Origin of the sequence: Trueperella bialowiezensis (genome assembly GCF_900637955.1) — a bacterium.
Lineage (GTDB): Bacteria > Actinomycetota > Actinomycetes > Actinomycetales > Actinomycetaceae > Trueperella > Trueperella bialowiezensis.
Genome location: NZ_LR134476.1, coordinates 2,018,716 through 2,043,249, shown reverse-complemented (window position 1 = coordinate 2,043,249; position 24,534 = coordinate 2,018,716). Strand labels below are relative to the sequence as shown.

Here is a 24,534-nt window from a genome sequence, read left to right as displayed (position 1 = left end):
CGCGTCCGTGGGAGTTACCAGAATTATCAAACTTGCTCATGCTATTCCTCTAGGTTCAGTTTTCAAACAAAAGGTGCCCGCAATAGCGCTGGACATCGAGGTTAAGCTTACCCGAATCTGCAAAGGGGAATATTGCTCAGGGCCCGTCGACTCCGTCATAATTGCTATATAAGCAGTTCTGGCGCTACGCCCGGCGTTGCAGCGCGCCGCCCCATGCGTTTTTGCTATATAAGCAGTTCTGAAGCGTTTCGAGGCCGTCGACCTCGTCAAAATTGCTATATAAGCAGAAACAACAAGAAGCCGTGCCACTAGGCCACACCAGCCAGGCCTGCCCGGCTAAGCACGCATGGGTTGCCGATACTCAAGACACGAAAGTGGAGGGTGTGAGAAACCCTGGTATCCAAACCCAGGTTCTCTCACACCCTCCACAAAAAATAGTTGGTGGCGATGTCCTACTCTCCCACACCCTCTCAAGTGCAGTACCATCGGCGCTGGCAGGCTTAGCTTCCGGGTTCGGAAAGGGACCGGGCGTGACCCCACCGCTAAAACCACCACCAAAACCAAAAGGCAACCCACAGTGTGGGAGCCAAGAATCGTATAGTAGACGCGAACAACAATCAGCATATTGTTTGTAAGTTTTTGGTCTATTAGTACCAGTCAGCTGAGCCTATTACTAGGCTTACACGCCTGGCCTATCAACCCCATGATCTATAGGGGACCTCACAACACTAAAAGTGTCACGGAAACGTTATCTTGAAGCAGGCTTCCCACTTAGATGCTTTCAGCGGTTATCCTTCCCGAACGTAGCCAACCAGCCATGCACCTGGCGATACAACTGGCACACCAGAGGTTCGTCCATCCCGGTCCTCTCGTACTAGGGACGGCCCTCCTCACGTTTCCAACGCGCGCAGCGGATAGGGACCGAACTGTCTCACGACGTTCTGAACCCAGCTCGCGTACCGCTTTAATGGGCGAACAGCCCAACCCTTGGGACCTACTCCAGCCCCAGGATGCGACGAGCCGACATCGAGGTGCCAAACCATGCCGTCGATATGAACTCTTGGGCAGGATCAGCCTGTTATCCCCGGGGTACCTTTTATCCGTTGAGCGACGGCGCTTCCACAAGCCACCGCCGGATCACTAGTTCCAACTTTCGTTCCTGCTCGACCCGTCAGTCTCACAGTCAAGCCCCCTTGTGCACTTACACTCAACACCTGATTACCAACCAGGCTGAGGGAACCTTTGAGCGCCTCCGTTACCATTTAGGAGGCAACCGCCCCAGTTAAACTACCCACCAGGCACTGTCCCTGAACCAGATCATGGTCCAAGGTTAGACATCCAGCACGACCAGAGTGGTATTTCACCAATGACTCCACCCCAACTAGCGTTCGGGCTTCACAGTCTCCCACCTATCCTACACAAACCGTACCAAACACCAATACCAAGCTATAGTAAAGGTCCCGGGGTCTTTCCGTCCTGCTGCGCGAAACGAGCATCTTTACTCGTACTGCAATTTCACCGAGTTCGCGGTTGAGACAGCGGAGAAGTCGTTACGCCATTCGTGCAGGTCGGAACTTACCCGACAAGGAATTTCGCTACCTTAGGATGGTTATAGTTACCACCGCCGTTTACTGGGGCTTAAATTCTCAGCTTCACCCCCAAAAGGGGTTAACCGATCCTCTTAACCTTCCAGCACCGGGCAGGCGTCAGTCCGTATACATCCACTTACGTGTTCGCACAGACCTATGTTTTTGATAAACAGTCGCTTCTCCCTGGTTTCTGCGGCCATCACCCCTAGCCCGCAAAAGGGCTTCAAGGATCAGGCCCCCCTTCTCCCGAAGTTACGGGGGCATTTTGCCGAGTTCCTTAACCACGATTCACTCGAACTCCTTAGTATACTCTACCCAACTACCTGTGTCGGTTTCGGGTACGGGCGGCTCGAACCTCACGTCGAGGCTTTTCTAGGCACCACAGGATCACCCTACTTCCACCAAAAAACGGTGTCATCATCCAGCCTCACCCTTACATGTTTCCCGGATTTACCTAGAAAACGGGCTGCGCTGTTAAACGCGGCAAGCCATAAGCCACGCGGAAGCTACCACTGTGCGTCACCCCTGTTAACACGCTTGCCTACCACAAGATCAGGCCCCACACCCAACCACACCACCCACCCAAAGGTGAACGACATGGCCGAGGATGGTTAGTATCCCCTGCTTCAGCACGGACGGTTCTACGCCGGTACCAGAATAACAACTGGTTACCCATCGACTACGCCTGTCGGCCTCGCCTTAGGACCCGACTAACCCAGGGCGGAACAACCTGGCCCTGGAACCCTTAGTCATACGGAGGACAGGATTCCCACCTGTCAATCGCTACTCATGCCTGCATTCTCACTCGCACACAATCCACAAACACTCACATGCCTGCTTCACCTCATGCACGACGCTCCCCTACCCAACAAAAATGTTGCCACGGTTTCGGCGGTGTACTTAGCCCCGCTACATTATCGGCGCGAAATCACTTGACCAGTGAGCTATTACGCACTCTTTCAAGGATGGCTGCTTCTAAGCCAACCTCCTGGTTGTCACAGCAACTCCACATCCTTTCCCACTCAGCACACCCTTAGGGACCTTAACCGATGATCTGGGCTGTTTCCCTCTCGACTACGAAGCTTATCCCCCGCAGTCTCACTGCCACGCAAAACTTAAACCGGCATTCGGAGTTTGGCTGATCTCAGTACCCGAACAAGGGCCATCAACCATCCAGTCGCTCTACCACCAGCAAGCACACGCAACGCTGCACCTAAATGCATTTCGGGGAGAACCAGCTATCACGAAGTTTGATTGGCCTTTCACCCCTACCCACAGGTCATCCCCTCCATTTTCAACTGAAGTGGGTTCGGACCTCCACACGCTCTTACACGCGCTTCACCCTGCCCATGGGTAGATCACCTCGCTTCGGGTCTACAACATGCAACTACAACGCCCTATTCAGACTCGCTTTCGCTACGACTACCCCACACGGGTTAACCTCGCCACACATCATAACTCGCAGGCTCATTCTTCAAAAGGCACGCCACCACCCCCACAACGGAGGCTATGACGGATTGTAAGCGCCCGGTTTCAGGTACTATTTCACTCCCCTCCCGGGGTACTTTTCACCATTCCCTCACGGTACTCATACACTATCGGTCACGCAGAGTATTTAGGCTTACCCAGTGGTCTGGGCAGATTCACACGAGATTCCACGAGCCCCATGCTACTCGGGACAACCACCAAGAGACGAACAGATTTCACCTACAGGACTCTCACCTTCTACAGTCTGGCTTCCCAACCAGTTCAGCTATCCACCCGTTTTATCACTCTTCGACCACATGCCGGTATGATCAAGCAGCTCCCACAACCCCGAATGCGCAACGCCCGACAGCTATCACACACACCCGGTTTAACCTCATCCGCTTTCGCTCGCCACTACTCACAGAATATCTCTTCCTAAGGGTACTAAGATGTTTCACTTCCCCTCGTCACCCCCACCACCCTATACATTCAGATGATGGTAACCAGAAACAACTCCGGCCAGGTTCCCCCATTCGGAAACCCTCGGATCACAGCTCGTATGCCAACTCCCCGAGGAATATCGCAGGCTACAACGTCCTTCATCGGCCCCACGTGCCAAGGCATCCACCGAACGCCCATAAAACACTTACAAAAACCAAAAGATGCTCGCATCCACTATACAATTCTCAACCACCACACCAACACCACACCCACACCACCACAAACAGGCAGTACGAACACGGGCAGAAACAGGTGTTACCCCACACCCCAACAGCATGCCAGCCCAATATGCAGTCCCACTAAAAACCACCACAAACACAAACCCCCAACACAACGTCGAGGGCCACAACGGTGGCTCCCTAGAAAGGAGGTGATCCAGCCGCACCTTCCGGTACGGCTACCTTGTTACGACTTCGTCCCAATCGCCAGTCCCACCTTCGACCGCTCCCCCACAAACGTGTTAGGCCACGGGCTTCGGGTGTCACCAACTTTCGTGACGTGACGGGCGGTGTGTACAAGGCCCGAGAACGTATTCACCGCAGCGTAGCTGATCTGCGATTACTAGCGACTCCGACTTCATGAGGTCGAGTTGCAGACCCCAATCCGAACTGAGACAAGCTTTAAGTGATTAGCCCACCCTCACGGGATCGCAACACACTGTACCTGCCATTGTAGCATGCGTGAAGCCCAAGACATAAGGGGCATGATGATTTGACGTCATCCCCACCTTCCTCCGAGTTAACCCCGGCAGTCTCTCGTGAGTCCCCAACCAAAAATTGCTGGCAACACAAGACAAGGGTTGCGCTCGTTGCGGGACTTAACCCAACATCTCACGACACGAGCTGACGACAACCATGCACCACCTGTACACCAGTCCAAAGACTCCCCCATCTCTGAGAGATCCCAGTGCATGTCAAGCCTTGGTAAGGTTCTTCGCGTTGCATCGAATTAATCCGCATGCTCCGCCGCTTGTGCGGGCCCCCGTCAATTCCTTTGAGTTTTAGCCTTGCGGCCGTACTCCCCAGGCGGGGCACTTAATGCGTTAGCTACGGCGCAGAACCCATGGAAAAGGCCCCACACCTAGTGCCCAACGTTTACAGCATGGACTACCAGGGTATCTAATCCTGTTCGCTACCCACGCTTTCGCTCCTCAGCGTCAGTGGTGGCCCAGTAACCTGCCTTCGCCATCGGTGTTCCTCCTGATATCTGCGCATTCCACCGCTACACCAGGAATTCCAATTACCCCTACCACACTCTAGTCTGCCCGTACCCACTGCAATCCCAAAGTTAAGCCCCAGAATTTCACAGCAGGCGCAACAAACCGCCTACAAGCCCTTTACGCCCAATAATTCCGGACAACGCTCGCACCCTACGTATTACCGCGGCTGCTGGCACGTAGTTAGCCGGTGCTTCTTCTGCACATACCGTCACAAAAAGCTTCTTCTGTACTGAAAGGAGTTTACAACCCGAAAGCCTTCATCCCCCACGCGGCGTCGCTGCATCAGACTTCCGTCCATTGTGCAATATTCCCCACTGCTGCCTCCCGTAGGAGTCTGGGCCGTATCTCAGTCCCAATGTGGCCGGTCACCCTCTCAGGCCGGCTACCCGTCGACGCCTTGGTAGGCCATCACCCCACCAACAAGCTGATAGGCCGTGAGCCCATCCCCCACCAGAAAAACCCTTTCCAACCCCCACCATGCGGCAAGAGCAGAATATCCAGTATTAGACCCAGTTTCCCAAGCTTATCCCAAAGAAGAGGGCAGGTTACTCACGTATTACTCACCCGTTCGCCACTAATCCACCCAGCGCAAGCGCCAAGCATCATCGTTCGACTTGCATGTGTTAAGCACGCCGCCAGCGTTCGTCCTGAGCCAGGATCAAACTCTCCACAAAAAACCAAACACCCCCCCCAACCACTGCAACCAAACACGGCCACAACAACAAGGAGCATCCAATCAATAAATGAAGAACCTGAAAACAGACTCCAAAAAAAATACCAAAACAAACTGGCAAAAAACATCCAGCAACCAACCAAACACCCCCGACGCCACAACCAAAAACGATCACAACACCAAGGACACCCAGCCAGCCACCAGACAAAAACAGCCTGACCAACCAAACACCCACCAACCACAAAGATCAGCAGACACCCAGCCAGCCAAACCAAAAACAACATAAAAAGCTGACACACTATTGAGATATCAAACAACACACCCGCATCCGAAACATGCCGATGTTAGTCGACTTGTTCCGAAGGGAGGACTTCTATGTTAAAGTCCGCGTCGCCGCTTGTCAAGAAGCGAATGGATCACATTCTTTTCCTGACCGTTTCGAAGCGCACTGATCCTTGGAATTAATTTCCCGGGACTTCGCTGCACTCCGTGGCAACAGATAAATACTTTACGCACCCGGTTCGAGACCGTCAAATTTTGTGCGCGTAACACTCATCACACACCCAGAAACCCTTGAAATCACGTGAAAAACGTCGTGTGACCGGCACACGCGAAACGCGTCTAGTGCACGTGTACGACGGTCATATTTTTCCGTCCCTTACGCACGAGGATGAGGTCGCCGGCCAGGACGTCATCGCTTTCTAGTACGCGCTCTTCGTCGTCGACTTTCACGTTGTTGATGTACACGCCACCGGAGGCAATCGTCCGCCGCGCTGCTCCCCGACCCTTTTCTAGGCCAAGGTTAACGAGCACATCCTGGATGGAATCTCCGAGTGATGCTGACGCAGATGGTAGTTCAGCGGTTGCATCAAGAAGCGTCGCCGCGTCCAGCCCGGTCGGTTCCGCGCGTCCAAAAAGCACTGCAGAGGCCTGCTTCACTCGCTCCGTCACATCGGCACCATGTACCCAGGTCGTCACTTCTTCGGCGAGCACCCGTTGGGCTTCGCGTGCCTGCGGGCGCTCGGCCACCTGCTGGGCAAGCTCCTCAATTCGCTCCCGGCTCAGGAAGGTGAACACTTTGAGCATGTGCACGACGTCGTCGTCGGCAGTATTGAGCCAGAACTGGTAGAACTTGTAGGGGCTGAGCATGTCGGGATTGAGCCAGATCGCCCCGCCCTCGGTCTTGCCGAACTTCGAGCCATCGGATTTCGTAATCAGCGGGTTCGTCAGCACGTGTACAGATTCGCCCTCAACCTTGTGGATCAAATCCATGCCGCCTACAAGGTTGCCCCACTGATCGTTGCCGCCCACTTCGAGCGTGCAGTTGTAACGCCGGTACAGCTCGAGATAATCGTTGGCCTGCAAGATCTGGTAGGAAAACTCCGTGTAGGAAATACCTTCCTCAGATTCGAGGCGACGCTTGACGATGTCCTTGGACAGCATTGTTCCCATCCGGAAGTGCTTGCCGAGATCACGTAGCAAGTCGATAGCGGACAGCTCGGACGTCCAATCCAGATTGTTGACCGTGCGAGCCGCGTTTTCGCCTTCAAAATCAAGAAGTGTTTCGAGCTGGTTCTTGAGCGACACACTCCACTGGGCCACGGTCTCCTTGGTGTTAAGCGTGCGTTCGCCCTTGTCGCGCGGATCGCCAATCAGGCCGGTCGCACCACCAACGAGCACGAGCGGCTTGTGCCCGGCTAGCTGCAAGTGACGCATCACCTTGACCGCCACGAGGTGCCCGTGGTGAAGGGACGGCGCAGTCGGATCGAAACCGCAATAAAACGTGATCGGCCCCTCGGCTAGGTCTGCACGCAGCTTGTCAATATCCGAGTGTTGGGCGATGAGCCCGCGCCATTCGAGTTCGTCAAGAACGTCACTCACGTTTGTTGTCCCTTCTTATCGTCGGTGAGCTCGCTTTCGCAGATCGCATCGAGCTCGTTCACATTCTGCCTTACCGGCATGCTAGTTCACGAATCCTGGCGTGCCACACCTAGCTTTTCCGGCTACCGTGCCTGCACTCTCGAGTCGGTAAACTCGAGCGCCTTTTGTGTACGACGCCGTACCTCGGCTAGCTGTTCGCGCACCCGATCAGGAGCGGTTCCTCCGCGTCCATCGCGTGCGCGTACGGAGCCTTCGACGGTGAGCACCCCGCGCACGTCACCAGTCAGCCGCGCATCAATCGCAGCAAATTCGGCGTCGGTCAAATCCCACAACTCTTTTCCTTGCCGTTCGCATTCGGCCACGCACGCGCCTGAGATCTCGTGGGCCTCGCGGAAGGGCACGCCCTTTCGAACGAGCCATTCCGCAATATCGGTTGCGAGTGAGAATCCTTGTGGAGCGAGCTCGGCCATCCGCTCGTAGTTCAGTTCCATCGTCTCGATCATTCCGGCGACGGCGGGAAGCAGCACGTCGAGGGTGTCGATCTGGTCGAAAACCGGCTCCTTGTCTTCCTGCAAGTCCCGGTCGTACGCCAGCGGCAATCCCTTGAGCATTGCGAGTAGGCTGGTCAGGCTGCCGATGAGCCGGCCTGCCTTGCCGCGCGCAAGTTCGGCCACATCCGGGTTCTTCTTCTGCGGCATAATCGATGAGCCGGTTGAAAACGCGTCGTCGAGAGTCACAAACGAGAACTCTTTCGTATTCCAGATGATGATCTCTTCACTAATCCGGGACAGGTCGACGCCGATTTGAGCCATAATCCACGCAAATTCAGCGACCAAATCGCGGGAGGCCGTGCCGTCGATGGAGTTCCACACCGACGTGGCAAATCCCAGGTCTTCCGCGATGGCCTGCGGATTCATACCCAGCGTGTTACCCGCCAAGGCGCCAGACCCGTATGGGCTTTCAGCCAAACGCACGTCAAGATCAACGAGCCGGTCGACGTCGCGTAGCATCGGCCACACGTGCGCAAGCAAATGATGTGCAACGAGAACCGGCTGGGCATGCTGCAGGTGCGTTCGGCCGGGCATAATCGCATCGCCGGCACGCTCGGCTTGCTCGATGAGGGCGTCGACGACGTCGAGCAGCTTGCCGCCAATAATGCGCGCCTGGTCGCGTAGATACATCCGGATGAGCGTAGCGATCTGGTCATTCCTAGAACGCCCGGCACGTAGTTTTCCGCCCAGTTCCTGGCCGGCACGTTCCATGAGTCCGCGTTCGAGTGCCGTGTGGACGTCTTCGTCGTCGGGACGCGGAATGAAAGCGCCGGACACGACGTCGTCGTCAAGCTTGTTGAGCGCGTCCAACATGGCAGACAACTCGCTGTCCGAAAGCAGCTGCGCCGTGTGAAGTGCACGCGCATGCGCTCGTGAACCCGCGATGTCGTACCTGGCCAGCCGCCAATCGAAGTGAGTCGACCGTGATAGTTCCGTCAGCGCGTCAGCTGGTTTCCCGCTGAAACGCCCGCCCCAAAGTGCAACATGTTCCATGCCCCGATTCTGCCAAACTATTCACCTTGTAGGAAAATGAGTCCACCAGCGTAGAATTTGCTGTACAGACGACGTAAGGAGATGGCGTGAAAGTTCTAGTTGCTGGCGGTGCTGGCTATATCGGTTCCCACACGGTGGTCGAGTTGGTGGCAGCTGGCCACGAGCCGATCGTTGTGGATAATTTTTCTAACTCTCAGGAAACGGTGATCGACCGTCTTGAAGAGATCACCGGTACCGATATCCGCTGGTATAAGGCTGACCTCACGGATGCGGACCTCACCCGCCAGATCTTCGACAAGGAGCGCCCCGACGCCGTCATCCACTTCGCCGGTTTGAAAGCGGTGGGAGAATCGGTCGACAAGCCGCTCGAATATTACGAAAACAATCTGATGACCACGTTCGCGATCACCCGGGGAATGATCGCCTCGGGCTGCTCAACAATCGTCTTTTCTTCATCGGCAACGGTCTATGGCGACGCCGACCTGCCGCTGACGGAGGACGTCGAGCACCTCGATTCTCTTTCCCCGTACGGCTACACGAAAGTGGCAAGCGAACGAATCCTCACCGACTTTTCTCACGCCTACGGGTTCCGCCTCGCCTTGCTCCGCTATTTCAACCCGGTGGGCGCCCATCAGTCTGGCAAGATTGGTGAGAATCCTCTGGGTCGTCCGAACAATCTCATGCCCTCAGTGGCACAGGTGGCCACTGGTCGTCTCGACAAACTGTTGATTTTTGGTGATGACTATCCAACTCGCGATGGTTCGGCCGTCCGAGACTACTTGCACGTTGTAGATTTGGCTCGCGCGCACGTCGTTGCTCTTGACAAGCTGCCGAACTTCGAGGAGCGAGTGAAAATCTGGAACCTTGGCACGGGAACGGGAACGTCCGTATTCGAACTGGTCGATGCGTTCGAGCAGGCCTGCGGCTTCGAGATCAACAAGGAGGTCGCGCCGCGCCGTGCCGGCGATCGCGCGGAAGTGTATGCCGCACCTGATCTGGCCCGCACGGAACTTGGCTGGGAAGCTGAGTTTTCGATAGCCGACATGTGCGCTGATACATGGCGCTGGCAGCAGGCCAACCCGAACGGTTACCCGGACGGCGCGGCGGCTTCCCGGCCAGAAACACTTTAACGACGCCGACACCCGACTAGGATTTACTCATGCACGAACTCTATGGACGCTCCTTCCTGAAAGAAGCAGATTTTACGCCCGCACAGTGGCAGGGTCTGATTGAACTGGCCGCCAAGCTTAAGGCTGACCGCAAGGCCGGGCGTGAGGTTCGCTACCTCGACGGCAAGACCATCGCGCTCCTTTTTGAAAAGACCTCCACGCGCACGCGAACCGCCTTCGAAGTGGCCGCTTTCCATCAGGGTGCGCACGTGACCATGCTCGATGGCACGACCTCACAGATCGGCCACAAGGAATCGTATGCGGATACTGCAGCCGTGCTCGGGCGCTTTTACGATGCGATCCAGTTCCGCGGATCAGAACACGAAGGCGTGGAAATCTTGGCGCGCCACGCCGGCGTTCCGGTCTACAACGGGCTCACCGATTCGTGGCATCCCACCCAGATGCTCGCCGACGCGCTGACCATCAAGGAGCACGTGGCCAAACCGTTTTCCGACGTCGTCCACGCATATCTTGGCGACGCGCGGTTCAACACGGGCCGTTCGCTGCTCGTCTCGTCCGCGATGCTTGGCATGGACGTGCGGATCATCGCTCCACGGGAGTATCAGCCCGACGCCGAAGCGCGCCAGATCGCCAGCGATGTCGCAGCACAGACGGGGGCGCGCATCACGATCACCGAGGACCCGGCCGCCGTGGCCGGCGCCGACGTCGTGTCCACCGACGTGTGGGTGTCGATGGGTGAAGCTCCCGATGTGTGGGCAGATCGGGTTGCAGCACTGCGGCCCTATCAAGTAAATGCCGAGCTGATGAGCGCCACTGACGGGGCAATTTTCATGCACTGCCTGCCAGCCTTCCACGATCTCAACACGTCGGTTGGCCGGGAGGTCTATGAGGCCACCGGGATGGACGCGCTCGAGGTGACCGATGACGTGTTCTCATCGCCTGCATCGAAAGTTTTCGATCAGGCAGAAAACCGGATGCACACCATCAAGGCCGTCATGGTAGCCACGCTCGCTGAGAACCTATGACAATCCGCCGCGCACCGATCATGGCGCGCGGCGGATCTGAGGTCAGCTAGCTAGCTCAGGTTGAGCTTCGGCATCGCCTCACCCTTGCCGAACTTCACGTCGCGTGCTGCGGCAAGCTTCGAGGTCAGACCCGTGAGCTCGATGAAGCCGCGGGCGTGAGACTGGTCGAAGCTGTCGCCTTCGTCGTAGGTGGCGAGGTTGAAATCGTACAGGGAGGTTTCGGAACGGCGTCCAGTGACGACTGCGCGCCCGCCGTGCAACGTCATCCGAATCTCGCCGGACACGTACTCTTGCGTGTCCAGAATAAAGGCGTCGAGTGAGCGCTTGAGCGGCGAGAACCACTGCCCCTCGTAGACGAGCTCAGACCAGCGTAGCGACACCCGCTGCTTGAAACGGGCCTGTTCGCGATCCATGGTCACTCGTTCGAGTTCCTTGTGAGCTTCCATCAACGCAACCGCACCGGGTGCTTCGTAGATTTCGCGCGACTTGATGCCCACCATGCGGTCCTCGACGATGTCGATCCGACCGATGCCCTGGGCGCCGGCGCGCCGGTTCATCTCTTCGATCGCTTGCAGAGGTGTGACATCGCGCCCGTCGATCTTGACCGGGATGCCCTTATCAAATTCGATGACGACCTCGTCGGGTAGCGGCGGATAGGCCGGATCATCCGTGTAGGAGTAGACGTCCTTCGTGGGTGCATTCCACAGGTCTTCCAGATAGCCGGTTTCAATAGCGCGGCCCCACACATTCTGGTCAATAGAGAATGGATTGGACTTGGTCGTTTCGATCGGCAGATCGTGTTTTTCCGCGTACGAAATCGCAAACTCACGCGTGAGGGCAAGATCACGCACCGGTGATAGGCACTTCAGATCCGGGCCGAGCGCGGTGATCCCGTTTTCGAAACGCACCTGGTCGTTACCCTTACCGGTGCAGCCGTGAGCGACGACGGTCGCGCCGAACTGACGTGCCGCCGTGACCAAATGCTTGACGATGACCGGGCGCGACAGCGCAGATACCAGCGGATATGCGTCCATGTACACGCCGTTGGCCTGAAGGTCGAGCATGCAGTATTCTTCGGCGAACTCGTCGCGTGCGTCGGCCACATAGGATTCCACCGCACCGCAATCGAGTGCGCGCTGGCGGATCACATCGAGATCTTCGCCGCCTTGTCCGACGTCGACAGCCACGGTCACCACTTCGGCGCCGGTTTGTTCACCGATCCAGCCGATCGCCACAGACGTGTCGAGGCCGCCTGAATATGCGAGTACTACGCGATCCTTTGCCATGTTTTCCCCTTATTCATTATTGGTTGACGTTTGAGCTTGTGCGAAGCCGATGAGCTCGGTGACGAGTTTCTCGGCTCGCTTCGGGCTTTCTGTTATGACTAATACCGTGTCGTCACCGGCGATGCAGCCGAGCACGCCGTCGAGCACTGCCCGATCGAGCGACGAGGCGAGTAGCTGCGCGGCACCCGGGGGTGTCCGCAAAACAACCTGGTTAGACGTATTTTTCGCTGAGACCATCACTTCGCGCGCCCAGCGCTTGAGGGTACCAAGTGCAGCCGATTCCTGCTCCCCCATGACACCCGGCGAAGGGATGCGGTATGCCTTCCCGCCGTCGGGCGTTGGTTCTTTGCGCGCTTGCAGTTCATCGAGGTCGCGCGAAAGCGTGGCTTGGGTGACCTCGATGCCTTCCAAGGCGAGAAGTTTGCGTAGCTCTCCTTGGGAAGATATCGGTTGTGCCTCAACGATCGCGGATATGCGTGCCAGGCGCGCGGCTCTGGTGACAATCGCGCTCATGCTACCTCCTTTAAGACGCGAATGAACGGCTCTAGATCACTTCGCGTGATGATCAGCGGTGGCGCAAGCCTAATTGTGGACTCGTTGGGAGCATTGACGATGACGCCTCGCTCAAGCAACTCTTTTTGTACCTGCGGTGCGTTGTCCACACTGATTCCGATCAGCAAGCCAGCACCTCGAGTAGCAAATCCGGCCTTTTCGAGTTGTTCGCGCAGCCACGCGCCAGTATCGCTAACGTGGGCGAGCAATTCTTTGACTTCATTCACCACTGCTAGCGCCGCCGCACACGCCAGAGGATTTCCACCGAACGTGCTGCCGTGACTACCTGGGCTCATGAGCCTGCCCGCTTTTTCAATGCCGACGACGGCACCGATCGGCACTCCCCCGCCAAGCCCCTTGGCCAGCGTAATGATGTCAGCTTTGACGACGCCGGAATGCGCGAACCAGCGTCCGGTTCGGCCGATCCCGGTCTGAATTTCGTCAACGACAAGCAGTGCCGAATAGCGGTCTGCTAACCCGCGAGCCCTACGCATAAACTCGGGACGTAACGGTTGGACTCCGGCCTCACCTTGAATTGTTTCAAGGAAAACTGCGGCGACGTCGTCGGCAAAAGCTGCCTCGAGCGCCTCGGTTGTCGGTTCGATGAAGGTGACGTTACCGGGTAGCGGTTCGAAAGGCTGCCTGATAGCCGGTTTATGGGTGATCGCCAAGGATCCGAGTGTACGGCCGTGGAAGCCGTTGGTCAGCGCGATAATCCGCCCGCGCGGCTTGTGCATGAGCGCGATTTTGATTGCGGCCTCGTTAGCTTCCGCACCCGAATTGCAGAAGAATGTGCGTGCCGACGCACCCACGTATCCTTCGGCAGAAAGCATCTTTTGCAAAGTACGGGCGAGTTCGATCTGCGGTACCGTGGCAAAAAAGTTCGACGTGTGCGTGACTTTTTGGGCTTGTTCACACAGTGCGTGAGTGATCGCCGGATGGCCGTAGCCAAGAGCGTTGACGGCGATACCTGCGAGGAGATCGAGATATTTCTTGCCGTCGGTGTCCCACACGTACACGCCTTCGCCGCGATCAATCACGAGCTGTGGCGTGCCAAAGGCGTCCATCATCGCCTGACTGTAAAAGTTTTTGTACGTCACCTCGCTGCCTCCCATGTGACCTGAGTTCCGATGCCCGCATCGGTGAAGATTTCTAGGAGCATCGAATGTGCCATCCGGCCATCAATAATATGTGCTTTCGGCACGCCATGATCGACGGCGTACAGCGCGGCTTCCATCTTTGGTTTCATACCTGAATCAAGCCGGTCGAGTAGTGTGCGCACCTCATCAGGATGAATCTCAGAGACGAGCGATGATTTGTCTGGCCAGTCAAGGTAGAGGCCTTCGACGTCGGTGAGCATGATGAGCTTATCCGCGTTCGCCGCTGCCGCGATGGCCGCAGCGGCCGTATCGGCGTTGACGTTGAGGACTTCCTCCGGGTGATCGACGTCGACCGCGACAGTCGAGACCACCGGGATCACGCCGGCAGCAAGCATTTGATTGAGCGAATCGGCTTTCACCTCGTGAATGTCGCCAACATGTCCGATGTCGACCGCTTTGCCGTCAATCGTGGCCGTACGCCTCCGGGCCGTCAGTAAGCCGGCGTCTTCTCCCGATAGGCCCATCGCGTACGGCCCGTCGATATTGAGCAGCGAGACCAGTTCGCGTTGCACCTGGCCGGTGAGCACCATGCGCACGACGTCCATCGTGTCCTTGTCCGTCACACGCAGTCCGCCACGAAATTCAGATGTGATGCCCACGCGTTGTAGCATCGAATTGATCTGTGGTCCGCCCCCGTGAACAACGATCGGATAGAGCCCAACCGAGCGCATGAAAATGATGTCTTTCGCGAAGGCCCGTTTGAGATCGTCGTTGACCATCGCGTTGCCGCCATATTTGATGACGACGCGCTTTCCCGCGAACTCCCTGATCCACGGCAGCGCCTCGATGAGCGTTTCCGCTTTCGCCTGTGCGCCTTGGAGGCGCTGTAACATTCCCGTCATGTCGAATAAGCCGAATTCTCGTGGACGTAGTCGTGAGTAAGATCGTTGGTCCACAGTTCAACGATCTCCTGCCCGGCATGAAGGTCAACCTCGATAGTGACGTCCCGATGCGCCCCGAGGTCAACAAGTGAACGGTCTTCACCCAATCCTCCACCCCGGCACACCTGGACTCCGTTAAACCACACGTCTAGTTTATCGGCGTCAAATGGCGCAACCTCGTAGGGCACTGTCCCCACCTGCGAGATGACTCGCCCCCAGTTGGGATCGTTGCCGAAAATAGCTGCCTTCACGAGGTTCGACCGGGAGATCGCGCGGGCAACGGCAAGGCCTGCCGTTTCACTGTTCGCTCCCGACACGCGAATGAGAACATCGTGGGATGCGCCTTCGGCGTCGGCAATCAGCTGGCGGGCCAGTGATTGGGCGACGGCGGTGAGTTTTTCTGTGAAATCATCGGGCGTTATTCCCGACGCGCCGGAGGCGAGAAGTATGACCGTGTCGTTGGTGGACATCGCCCCGTCTGAATCGATCCTGTTGAACGAGTGTGCGACGGCGATATCCAGCGCGCGTTGGGCCTGTTCGTGTGTGAGAACGGCGTCGGTGGTGATCACGCACAGCATCGTGGCCATCGCAGGTGCCAGCATCCCGGCGCCCTTGGCCATGCCACCAATCGTTACGCCCTCACGGATCCCTGCCTGTTTCGGGCGCGTGTCGGTAGTCATGATTGCGCGCGCTGCGCTGTCACCGGCGTCGGATCCGGAATCAAGCTCTCCGATAGCTTCGCCAACCCCGGCAAGCAGCTTGTCCATAGGCAGCAGCTCGCCGATCATGCCGGTGGAACACACGGCTACGTCATTCGGTTCAAGACCGAGCCTGGCAGCAGCGAATTCGGCCGTTGCCACGGTATCGCGATAACCAGCCTCCCCAGTGGCAGCGTTTGCGCCACCGGAATTGAGCACCACGGCTCGCTGGTTGATCCCGGCCGTGTTTTTCATCCACTGCACGGGAGCGGCAAACACTCGATTCTGCGTGAGTACGCGCGCGGACACGGGAGCCGGGCCATCGTTACTGACCACCGCCACGTCCAAACCGGAGCTCTTCAGGCCTGCGGACACGCCTGCTGCTCGAAAACCTTTCGGCGCGGTGACACCCAGATCCGTGTCAACAGCAATGAGATTTCGAGAAAAAATCACGGCGCTACCCCCACCTGCGGCAATCCCTCCACTTCTGGAAGGCCGAGCGCAAGATTCATCGACTGCACGGCCGCACCCGCGGTTCCTTTGACCAGGTTATCCAGCGCGCAGATCGCCGTGATCCGCCGCTCATCGCGATCCAGTTCGGCGTGCACGAGCGCAAGATTCGACCCCACGCTCAGGCCTGTAGTGGGCCACGTATCCGACCAGACGACGAACGGTTCGCCACTCAGCGCATCACGGTAAGCTTCCTCGACGTCGGCTGCGCTTACGCCGTCGTGAACTGGAATCGAAACGGTCGCCAAGATTCCCCGTGACATCGGCACAAGAACCGGGGTAAATGACAGCGACACCTCAGGCGCTCCGGCTGCCATCAAATTTTGTGCAATTTCTGGGATGTGCCGGTGAGTGCCACCCACAGCGTACGGGGCAGCTGATTCAACCGCCTCGGAAGCAAGAAGGTGCGCCTTCGGCGTCTTTCCAGCACCCGAATAGCCAACTGACAGGATCGCTACAATGTCATCGCCCGTTGCAAGCTCGGCAGCGATTGCCGGCTGAGCGGCAAAGGTAACTGCAGACGCGTTACAGCCCGGCGCGGCAATACGCCTGGTAGAACCTAGCCGTTCGCGTTGGCTCGGCCCGCTCGCGCGCATGAGCTCAGGCATCCCATACGTCCACGGCTCAGCCGCTGGTGATCCATAAAACTCTTCCCAAGCCGAGCTGCTCTCCAAGCGATGATCTGCACCTAAGTCAATAATCAACGCATCCGGATTGATCTTTTCAATGTCTCGAGTGATTTCGGCAGACGCTCCGTGCGGCAAACCAAGCACGACGACGTCGTGATCGGCCAACACCCGCGCGTCCAACGGCTGAAGCTCAAGATCTCGCAGTGGCCGCAAATGCGGCTGATGTTCACCCAACAAACCACGCGACGAATGCGCGCACACCGTTTCAATTTTGGCCTGAGAATGCCCGAGCAACACCCGTGCCACTTCGCCACCGGCATATCCTGTGGCACCCGCTATCGCGACCGTATATGTCATACGCATAACTATACACCCGCCTGCATGCCAGCGAAATTGTTTGCCTGTGAAAGCAACCACCCATAGGCCTCACCAGCGCGTTCATTCACATACTCGACACAATCATGTAAGATAACTTGAACGAATCCACTTTGGATTCGATTTTTATGTTTCTAGTAGGAGTGGGACATTGCACAATATTGACCCTCATGGCATTCTGCCGGCGGAGCCGGATCAGAAGACAGCCGCAAAGTACTGGGCGCTCTTGCCCAAGATCGCCATTGCGATCCTTGCTGTAGGCGCTATTGCCGCCGGAATTATTTGGATCGCCAGCTCGGGCAGCACCGGGCAGGACATCTCGATCCTCACGCTCATCATTTCGTTCGCCCTCAGCATCACCGTTATGTCGATTCGCGAACTGATTGGAAAGGGGAACTAAACCGTGCTTATTCAAGGCGTCACATATAACACGACCATGGCGCTCGTCGCGGGTGCCATCTTGTTGATGATTCCTCTTTTCATGCGCGACGTGACGCACCGTCAGCGCGTGTCTGTTGCTGGGTGGGGCTACGCATTCATTGCTAGCGGTTTCTTCCTCGGCGTTTCGGGCTTCCACATGATGCTCACGTGGCCGCTGAAGGAAGTCGAGGGCTCGTTCTGCTGTACCGTCGATAACGTCACCTTCGGCGAACCGGCAGCTCTCTTCGGACTTCTCGCCTTTGTTGCAGGTATCATCATCGTTTCTTACCAGAAGAAGGTGGACGGCGGTCAGACCGACATTGACCTGTTCCACAACCTTCGCCCGATCCTGTTCATCGCCGCACTCGGTGGCTTCGGCCTCATCCTCTTCGGTATCGCAGGCATGCACTTTGGCATGTGGCGTCCGCCGACGATCGAGCCGATCGCTCGCCTCTTGGCAGGCAACCTTGCCGAGCCGCTCTTCGTCATGACCCTTTACATGGGCACGGGCGTGACCGCAATCCTCGCCCCGTTCATCCGGGAAAACAAGTGGGTTGCCCGCATCTTCACGCTCTTCTCGTGGGGCCTTGGCATCCTGTGGATCTTCCTGGCGCTGACTGTGTTCTACAGCCACGTCGGGTTCTTCCCGCAGCCTGACGGCACCTACATCTAAGGTGTAGCTCAAGCTAGAGATAATAATCGTGGGCGGGATTTGATCCCGCCCACGATTTGTTTTCTACCAGCAAGTTTCACGGCACCGTAAGGCTTTGCGTTTGCCCACGCACCACGGTGATAGGCACCTGTTGGCCGACCTTGTGCAGGCCCGTAAAATCCATTCGCGCGTTAGACTCCTCCGCCTGAACCTTGGAGGTTGCGACGTAAACCTGCACGGTAGCTTCCGCGTTTTCCAGCTTGGTCAAATTCTCGTCGTCAATAAATTCAAAAGTCGCAGGTGGATCAAACACCGAAAGATTAGCGTTACTTTCCGCCGTTATCGACACCACGTCGCCGTTCGCATAGGTTTCAATACCAACCAAATACACGTCAGCATCAATATTGGGCGTCACTAAAAGCGTGAACGCATCTTCACTAGGCTCGCTAGGGTCACTAGCCGATTCGCCACATCCGCACAGCGCCGCGATCAACGTGGCAACACAGAGTAGACCGGCGCGTCTGTAACGCCGGTCTACTCCCAGTGCTTGAGCCATGTCTAGCTCCGCAGTTCTGCTCCGAAGGCCTTGGCGCAGGCCTTGACGACCTTATTGCGCACCTGCGCAATCTCCTCGGCATTCAGCGTGTGGTCGGCACGCAAACGCAGAGCGAAGGCCAACGACTTCTTGCCCTCGGGGATCTGATCGCCCGTGTAGACGTCGAACAGGTGCACGTCTTCAAGCAGCGCACCTGCGGCGTCCCTGATCGTATTGGCAACGGCAGCGGCCGTGGTCGAATCGTCGACGACGAGCGCGATGTCCTCTTTCGCCGCCGGGCTCGTCAGCACCGGAAGAATGCTGAGCGCCGCTGAGCCTCGCGCCGCGATCAGCGCGTCTACATCAAACTCGAAGGCGACCGTACGGGCAGGCAGGTCAAAGGCCTTACACACTCGCGGGTCGAGCTCGCCCGCATGACCAATCAGCTTCTTACCGACGCTCAGCGCCGCACACCGCCCTGGATGGAACGGCGCACGCTCGGCTGCCTTCACCTTGAGGTCAAGGTCAATGGTACGTCCAGCAGTTTTCACGGCCTCGATCGCATCGCGCCAATCCCACACTTGCGCCGCAAAACCAGCGACGCGTTCGGTGACAGTAGGTGTTGCCACCCCTGCCACGTGATGAGGCTGTGCGGGGATACCGGCAAACATCTGAGCTAGCTCAGCATCGCTCGGACGGGCGCCCACACCCGGCGTGGTAGCCGGTTGGATACCTGCCGGGCGTGTAACAAGGCCGGCTTCAAAAATAGCCACTGTGGGATTTCCACGTGCCACGTTCATCCGTGCCGTGTCCAGCAACGAGTCAAGGATCGATGTCCGCATGTACGGCGCGTCATCCTGCAAAGGATTGCTCAGCCGGACGGCGAGGCGACGCTCGTCGTCGTCACTGATCTGCTGCCGATCAAACACCGAGCCGGCCACGAACGGGTAAGACAGCACTTCAACCCAGCCCTGTTCGGCAAGCGCACGGCCAATATCGCGGCGATGGCGCTGCGCGGTGGTCAGCCCCTCCCCGGCGGAAGCCGCCGGAAGTTTGCTCGCCACCTCGTCGTAGCCAACGAGCCTGGTTACTTCCTCCACGAAATGCGCAGGACCAACCAGATCCGGCCGCCAGCTCGGCGGCGTCACCTCAAGCAGATCATCGCCAGCATCGGCCACGGCGCAGCCGATCTGTTCGAGCACTCCAGTAATCTCCGCCTTCGGCAGGTCCAAGCCTGTCAGGCGAGCGACCTCACGGGTGTCAAACACCTGAGCGCTCGGAGCCACCGTCTCATTGAAATCGAAATTCGCTTCATCAATCGTGCCGCCGCCGTACTCAACAAGCAGATCGGCCACGCGCTGAGCTGCAACCGGCGCAACTGCCGGGTCCACCCCACGCTCAAAGCGTTTTGATGCCTCCGACGGCAACTTGTGCTTGCGCGCCATCCGCGCCACCGAGACCGCATCAAAATGCGCCGCCTCAATGAGCACGTTCGTCGTGTCGGCAGTGATCTCCGTGTCGAGACCACCCATCGTGCCAGCCAGGCCGATGACGCGCTCGCCCTCGCCGCCCTCCGAATCAGTAATGACTAGGTCTTCGCCGTCGAGGGCGCGCTCCTGGTCGTCGAGTGTGACGAGCGTTTCGCCCGGGCGTGCCCGGCGCACAACGATCGGTTCCACGAGCTTGTCCAGGTCGTAGGCGTGTAGGGGCTGTCCGAGGTCCAGCATGACGTAATTCGTAGCATCCACGGCCAGCGAGATCGGCCGCATCCCGGCGGCAGTCAGGCGATCCTGTAGCCACTTCGGGCTCGGTGCGTGCGGGTCAACCCCGCGCACGATACGCGTGACGAAACGGTCGCATCCTGGCACGCCGTGAATCGGCGAGTCGTCGTCAACCTTCACCTTGAAGCCCTTGCCGTTGACCTCCGGCAGGCCGCCAGCAAGGTTTTCCGCCAGACCGCGGTCGGTGAACGCCGCGCCGGTCGAATGCGCATACTCGCGCGCCACGCCACGCATTGCGAAGCAGTATCCACGATCGGGTGTCACGTTGATTTCGAGCACTTCACCGCTCAAACCAAGGTAGTCCAGCACGTCCTCACCGATGGCGGGCAGGCCCTTGTCGGCAGCCTCGGCATCCGAGCTGGCAAGCACGATAATCCCTGAATGATCCTCACCGAGCCCAAGTTCGCGCTCGGAGCAGATCATGCCGTCAGACACATGACCGTACGTTTTGCGGGCCGAGATCTGAAAATCACCGGGTAGCACCGCACCGGGTAGCGACACGACGACGTAATCGCCCACCTCGTAATTGTGTGCACCACACACGATCCCCCGCGACGCGACATCGGCAGGCTCTTTGCCCTCACCCGGGGCGTCGTTATGCTCACCTACGTCAACACGCGAATAGTTGATTGTTTTTCCGTTGGTCTGCTTCTCTTTGCTGACGGTCAGTACTTTTCCGACGACGATCGGCCCGGAGACGTCCGGGCGGTGGATCTCTTCTTCTTCCAGTCCGACCTTGACCAGATCGCGTGCTAGCTGCTGCGCCGTGAGCCCTGCGGGAACCTCAACGTGGTCGGCAAGCCAATCAATATCAATCCGTGGCATTTATGCGCCCCTTCCTGTGGTTCCGAACTGGGTGGAGAACCGGACGTCGCCTTCTACCATGTCGCGCATGTCCTCAATTGAATTGCGCAACATGAGCGTACGTTCGATGCCCATGCCAAATGCGAATCCCGTGTACTCATCCGGGTCAATACCGGCGTTGCGCAACACTTCGGGGTTGACCATGCCGCAGCCTCCCCATTCGATCCAGCCCGGGCCGCCTTTCTTCTGCGGGAACCACAGATCCATTTCGGCCGACGGCTCGGTGAACGGGAAGAAGGACGGGCGCAGTCGGGTCTTCGCTTCGGGGCCAAACATTGACTTCGCGAAGTGGTCGAGAGAGCCCTTCAAGTGTTCCATCGTCAGCCCCTTATCCACAGCCAATCCTTCGATCTGGTGGAAAACGGGAGTGTGCGTGGCGTCAAGTGCGTCGGTGCGGAACACCTTTCCGGGGCACACGATATAGATCGGAGGCTCGTTGTCGAGCATCACCCGTGATTGCACGGGCGAGGTATGCGTGCGAAGCACGAGCCCGTCGGTATCCGTAACGCGTTCGGCGCCCGCGGACGTTACTCGTTCCACGCCGGCCACATAGAACGTATCTTGCATCTGGCGGGCCGGATGATCCGGTCCGAAATTCAGCGAGTCGAAGTTAAACCACTCGTGCTCGAGCTCGGGGCCTTCCGCAACTTCCCAGCCCATAGCCACAAAGACGTCGCAAATATCTTCCATCAGGACTGGGAGCGGGTGGCGTGCACCGCGCGGATTGCGCCGGGTTGGCTCAGTGACGTCCACACGCTCTTCACGCAGCACGCGTTCCTGAGCCTCGGCTTCCAGACGTTCCGTGGCCTGCGCGAGCGCCGCTTGGATCTCTTTGCGTGCTCCGCCCAGCAGTTTGCCCGCGGTTGGCTTATCTGCCTTGTCAAGATGGCGGATCTGCATGTTGGCGTGCGTGATGGGCGCATTGTCACCGCTGTGTGCGAGCCGTGCCTCTTTCAGTTCCTCGAGGCTGGTAGCTCCGGCGAATGCTTCCTTCGCAGCCGCAACGGCCTCGGCAATCCCGGCCTCATCGAGTGGATTGAGAGTCATGTTTACCTTTCCCTTGCCCGCACGGCCTGAGCCGGCGGGTTACCGCATATAGTCTAGTCACTTCGCCCGCCCACAGCATTGTTGCTCAGTGTGCGAAAGCCCAATGTTTTGACCGTGGCGGGCGTTAGGTAAACACGACCTCGGCGATTGGCCCCGACCACGCCTCCAGTTCGGCGACGGCGATCTGCGGCCAGCCGTGAACTGCACAAATCTGGTTGACGAACTGCTGTGCCCACACTTCGTACCATGCCGAGTTCGGGTGGAACAGATCCGATGCGTGGTAGTCGAACGTGTAGGTTCGCCACGGCAGGTTGCGTGAATAGTTTCCGATGTCCACGAGATGATGGTGGCTACCCGCCACATGACGATCGACCGTGGCGCAAAACGCTGCTGCCTTTTCTTCTTCCGGTAGCTTTCCGTATGAGGGCACATTCATCACGAACGTGCCAGCCGGAAGTTCGTCCACAAGGCGTGCGTAATCGCGTGCGAAGATGTCTTCGGTGAGCCAGGGCTGACGCACGTCGTTACCACCGATGTCGAGTGTGACGACGTCGGGAATGATCGGCTTTCCACCGATACGTAAGCCGGCCAGTTGCGGCAGCTGAGTGCCCAGAACTGATTGGACCATGCCACCTGAGAGCGACAGGTTCAGCAGAGCGACCTCGCGCCCCGAGCCCTGTGCGAGTGCCTGTGCGACCCTCGGCACGTAGCCTTCTTCAATCTCGGTGGCGCCCAAGCCCTGCGCGGCTGAATCTCCGAGCGCCACATAAACCAACGGCAGTTCCTGACCGGCAGCGGCACGCTCATCCAAGTCTGCCAAAGTTGCCTGCAGGTGGCGTTCCCAGTACCTGCGAAACGGCGAATTCTGCCGCTTGACTTCCCCGGCTTTACGCATCACGCCAACGCCCGCGATCCCCACGGCAGCCGCAGCCACATACTTATTCATACTCATAACCTCATCCTAGATCCGCCCACCGACATCCGCGCTGGTAGCCCATCCGTTAGCGTTCGTTAACTCCGCGCAGATACTGGTTTGGCCACGTGACCGGCTCCCCCATCTGTGCCGCCCACTGCCGAGCAATATACGGATGATGGAGGGCAACCCTTCCGATGTAGACGACGTCGGCATGCTCGTCATGAACGACGACGCCGGCCTGGGTTGCGTTCGCGATGAGTCCGGCCACGCCCGTGCTCGCCCCGGTCTCTTCCTTGATTCGCCGAGAAAATGGCACCTGATATCCCGGCCCAGTCGGTATCCTCACGGGCACGTTACCGCCAGTGGACACGTTCCAAAAATCAACTTCGGGCAGCTCACGGACCAATCGGATCGTCTCGGCTACTTTCCAGCCCTCACTGCCATCGTGCGTGCTTGCCGTTTCCTCAAGCCAGTCAGTGGCCGAGATCCGTGCGATCAGCGGCACGTCACCTATCGCTTCACGTACAGCCCGAACCACGTCCGAAAAGAAACGGGTACGCCCAGCAAAATCGCCACCCCACTCATCCTCGCGCCGGTTCGACACCGGGCTCAAAAACTGGTGCATGAGGTAGCCGTGCGCGCCGTGCAGCTCAATCGCCTTAAATCCAGCCTCGACAGCGAGTTTGGCACTTCGCGCGAACTGACTGATCGTGTCAGTGATCTCGGCGGCCGTCATCTCGCGAGGTGTTCCCAGCTTGTCGTCATAACCGATCGCGCTTGGTGCTATCGTCTCCCAACCGCCGTCGCTCACGCTGACACTACCGCGACCTTCCCACGGCACCTGCGACGAACCTTTCCGCCCGGCGTGCCCAATTTGTATCGCTGGGACGGCGCCGCCCGCCTCGATAAGCCCAGCCAGCTTTGCGAAAGCCGGGACGTCGGCGTCGTTGTTGAGGACCAAGCAGTGCGGCGAAATCCTGCCCTGCGCCGTAATGCCTGTGGCTTCCACGGTGACGAGCCCGAAACCGCCGAGGGCGCGCGACCCATAGTGCTGGAAGTGCCACTCGTTCGGCCGGCCAAGATTCGGCCCGTCCGACTCCGCTGAATACTGGCACATGGGTGCCAGCCACAGGCGGTTGCTGATGTCTAGTCCGCGGATCGTGATGGGATCAAAAAGGTGCATACCGGTAAGTGTATTG

18 protein-coding genes and 3 rRNA genes are annotated in these 24,534 nt (G+C 58.1%); 5 read left to right on the top strand and 16 right to left on the bottom strand.

The features are described from left to right. Positions 1 to 439: 439 nt before the first annotated feature. From rrf to EL234_RS09265, 3 genes are all read right to left on the bottom strand, one after another. Positions 440 to 556 (bottom strand): 5S ribosomal RNA (gene rrf, locus EL234_RS09275). Positions 557 to 627: 71 nt separating this feature from the next. Further along, positions 628 to 3,708 (bottom strand): 23S ribosomal RNA (locus EL234_RS09270). A gap of 212 nt (positions 3,709 to 3,920) precedes the next feature. Then, positions 3,921 to 5,450: ribosomal RNA gene (locus EL234_RS09265) — 16S ribosomal RNA — on the bottom strand. Together the 16S, 23S and 5S rRNA genes form the textbook arrangement of a ribosomal RNA operon. 69 nt (positions 5,451 to 5,519) lie before the next feature. Here EL234_RS09265 and EL234_RS09260 point away from each other — a divergent pair. Next, complete coding sequence (locus EL234_RS09260; RefSeq protein WP_126417180.1) at positions 5,520 to 5,735, top strand: hypothetical protein; 216 nt, start codon at positions 5,520 to 5,522, stop codon at positions 5,733 to 5,735. A gap of 335 nt (positions 5,736 to 6,070) precedes the next feature. Here the strand turns inward: EL234_RS09260 and tyrS are convergent, their stop codons facing one another. Further along, positions 6,071 to 7,330 carry a tyrosine--tRNA ligase gene (gene tyrS, locus EL234_RS09255; protein ID WP_126417179.1) on the bottom strand — a complete coding sequence of 420 codons (1,260 nt, stop codon included), beginning with the start codon at positions 7,328 to 7,330 and terminating at the stop codon, positions 6,071 to 6,073. A 122-nt stretch (positions 7,331 to 7,452) separates the two neighbouring features. Then, positions 7,453 to 8,874, bottom strand: a complete 1,422-nt coding sequence (argH, locus tag EL234_RS09250) for an argininosuccinate lyase (protein ID WP_126417178.1) — start codon at positions 8,872 to 8,874, stop codon at positions 7,453 to 7,455. Positions 8,875 to 8,960: 86 nt separating this feature from the next. On the opposite strand from argH, the gene galE reads away from it, so the two are divergent. Together galE and argF are read left to right on the top strand one after the other, a co-directional pair. Further along, complete coding sequence (gene galE, locus EL234_RS09245) at positions 8,961 to 10,004, top strand: UDP-glucose 4-epimerase GalE (protein WP_126417177.1); 1,044 nt, start codon at positions 8,961 to 8,963, stop codon at positions 10,002 to 10,004. A 29-nt stretch (positions 10,005 to 10,033) separates the two neighbouring features. After that, a complete protein-coding gene (argF, locus tag EL234_RS09240; RefSeq protein WP_126417176.1) occupies positions 10,034 to 11,029 on the top strand; it encodes an ornithine carbamoyltransferase in 996 nt (331 codons plus the stop codon). Positions 11,030 to 11,079: 50 nt separating this feature from the next. Here the strand turns inward: argF and EL234_RS09235 are convergent, their stop codons facing one another. From EL234_RS09235 to argC, 6 genes are read right to left on the bottom strand one after another with little or no spacing between them, the layout of a single operon-like run. Continuing rightward, positions 11,080 to 12,315, bottom strand: coding sequence for an argininosuccinate synthase (locus EL234_RS09235; RefSeq protein ID WP_126417175.1), 1,236 nt, complete (start codon positions 12,313 to 12,315; stop codon positions 11,080 to 11,082). A 9-nt stretch (positions 12,316 to 12,324) separates the two neighbouring features. Continuing rightward, the gene (locus EL234_RS09230) at positions 12,325 to 12,828 is read right to left on the bottom strand and encodes an arginine repressor (protein ID WP_126417174.1); all 504 of its coding nucleotides are present in this window, start codon (positions 12,826 to 12,828) and stop codon (positions 12,325 to 12,327) included. After that, complete coding sequence (locus EL234_RS09225; protein WP_126417173.1) at positions 12,825 to 13,982, bottom strand: acetylornithine transaminase; 1,158 nt, start codon at positions 13,980 to 13,982, stop codon at positions 12,825 to 12,827. Before EL234_RS09225 ends, EL234_RS09230 begins: the two co-directional genes overlap by 4 nt. Continuing rightward, positions 13,964 to 14,869, bottom strand: a complete 906-nt coding sequence (gene argB / locus EL234_RS09220) for an acetylglutamate kinase (RefSeq protein WP_126417172.1) — start codon at positions 14,867 to 14,869, stop codon at positions 13,964 to 13,966. The genes EL234_RS09225 and argB overlap by 19 nt, the downstream gene beginning before the upstream one ends. Continuing rightward, positions 14,866 to 16,020 (bottom strand): bifunctional glutamate N-acetyltransferase/amino-acid acetyltransferase ArgJ, encoded by a 1,155-nt coding sequence (gene argJ, locus EL234_RS09215; protein ID WP_126417325.1) that lies wholly within the window; start codon positions 16,018 to 16,020, stop codon positions 14,866 to 14,868. The genes argB and argJ overlap by 4 nt, the downstream gene beginning before the upstream one ends. A 35-nt stretch (positions 16,021 to 16,055) precedes the next feature. Further along, complete coding sequence (gene argC, locus EL234_RS09210) at positions 16,056 to 17,102, bottom strand: N-acetyl-gamma-glutamyl-phosphate reductase (RefSeq protein ID WP_197718439.1); 1,047 nt, start codon at positions 17,100 to 17,102, stop codon at positions 16,056 to 16,058. Between the two features lie 169 nt (positions 17,103 to 17,271). On the opposite strand from argC, the gene EL234_RS09205 reads away from it, so the two are divergent. Both EL234_RS09205 and EL234_RS09200 read left to right on the top strand, forming a co-directional pair. After that, positions 17,272 to 17,520: a hypothetical protein gene (locus EL234_RS09205; protein ID WP_126417170.1), complete on the top strand. Its 249-nt coding sequence runs from the start codon at positions 17,272 to 17,274 to the stop codon at positions 17,518 to 17,520. Positions 17,521 to 17,523: 3 nt separating this feature from the next. Next, entirely contained in the window at positions 17,524 to 18,213 is a 690-nt protein-coding gene (locus tag EL234_RS09200) for a DUF981 family protein (RefSeq protein ID WP_126417169.1), read from the top strand. A gap of 76 nt (positions 18,214 to 18,289) precedes the next feature. On the opposite strand, the gene EL234_RS09195 is transcribed toward EL234_RS09200, so the two are convergent. The 5 genes from EL234_RS09195 to EL234_RS09175 all read right to left on the bottom strand — a co-directional run bounded on the left by EL234_RS09195 (position 18,290) and on the right by EL234_RS09175 (position 24,518). After that, entirely contained in the window at positions 18,290 to 18,748 is a 459-nt protein-coding gene (locus tag EL234_RS09195; RefSeq protein WP_126417168.1) for a hypothetical protein, read from the bottom strand. Between the two features lie 2 nt (positions 18,749 to 18,750). Further along, positions 18,751 to 21,333 (bottom strand): phenylalanine--tRNA ligase subunit beta, encoded by a 2,583-nt coding sequence (pheT, locus tag EL234_RS09190; RefSeq protein ID WP_126417167.1) that lies wholly within the window; start codon positions 21,331 to 21,333, stop codon positions 18,751 to 18,753. Further along, entirely contained in the window at positions 21,334 to 22,419 is a 1,086-nt protein-coding gene (pheS, locus tag EL234_RS09185; RefSeq protein ID WP_126417166.1) for a phenylalanine--tRNA ligase subunit alpha, read from the bottom strand. It abuts the gene before it with no gap. Positions 22,420 to 22,543: 124 nt separating this feature from the next. Further along, the gene (locus EL234_RS09180; protein ID WP_126417165.1) at positions 22,544 to 23,371 is read right to left on the bottom strand and encodes an SGNH/GDSL hydrolase family protein; all 828 of its coding nucleotides are present in this window, start codon (positions 23,369 to 23,371) and stop codon (positions 22,544 to 22,546) included. A 49-nt stretch (positions 23,372 to 23,420) separates the two neighbouring features. After that, positions 23,421 to 24,518: an NADH:flavin oxidoreductase/NADH oxidase gene (locus EL234_RS09175; protein ID WP_126417164.1), complete on the bottom strand. Its 1,098-nt coding sequence runs from the start codon at positions 24,516 to 24,518 to the stop codon at positions 23,421 to 23,423. Positions 24,519 to 24,534: the final 16 nt, after the last annotated feature.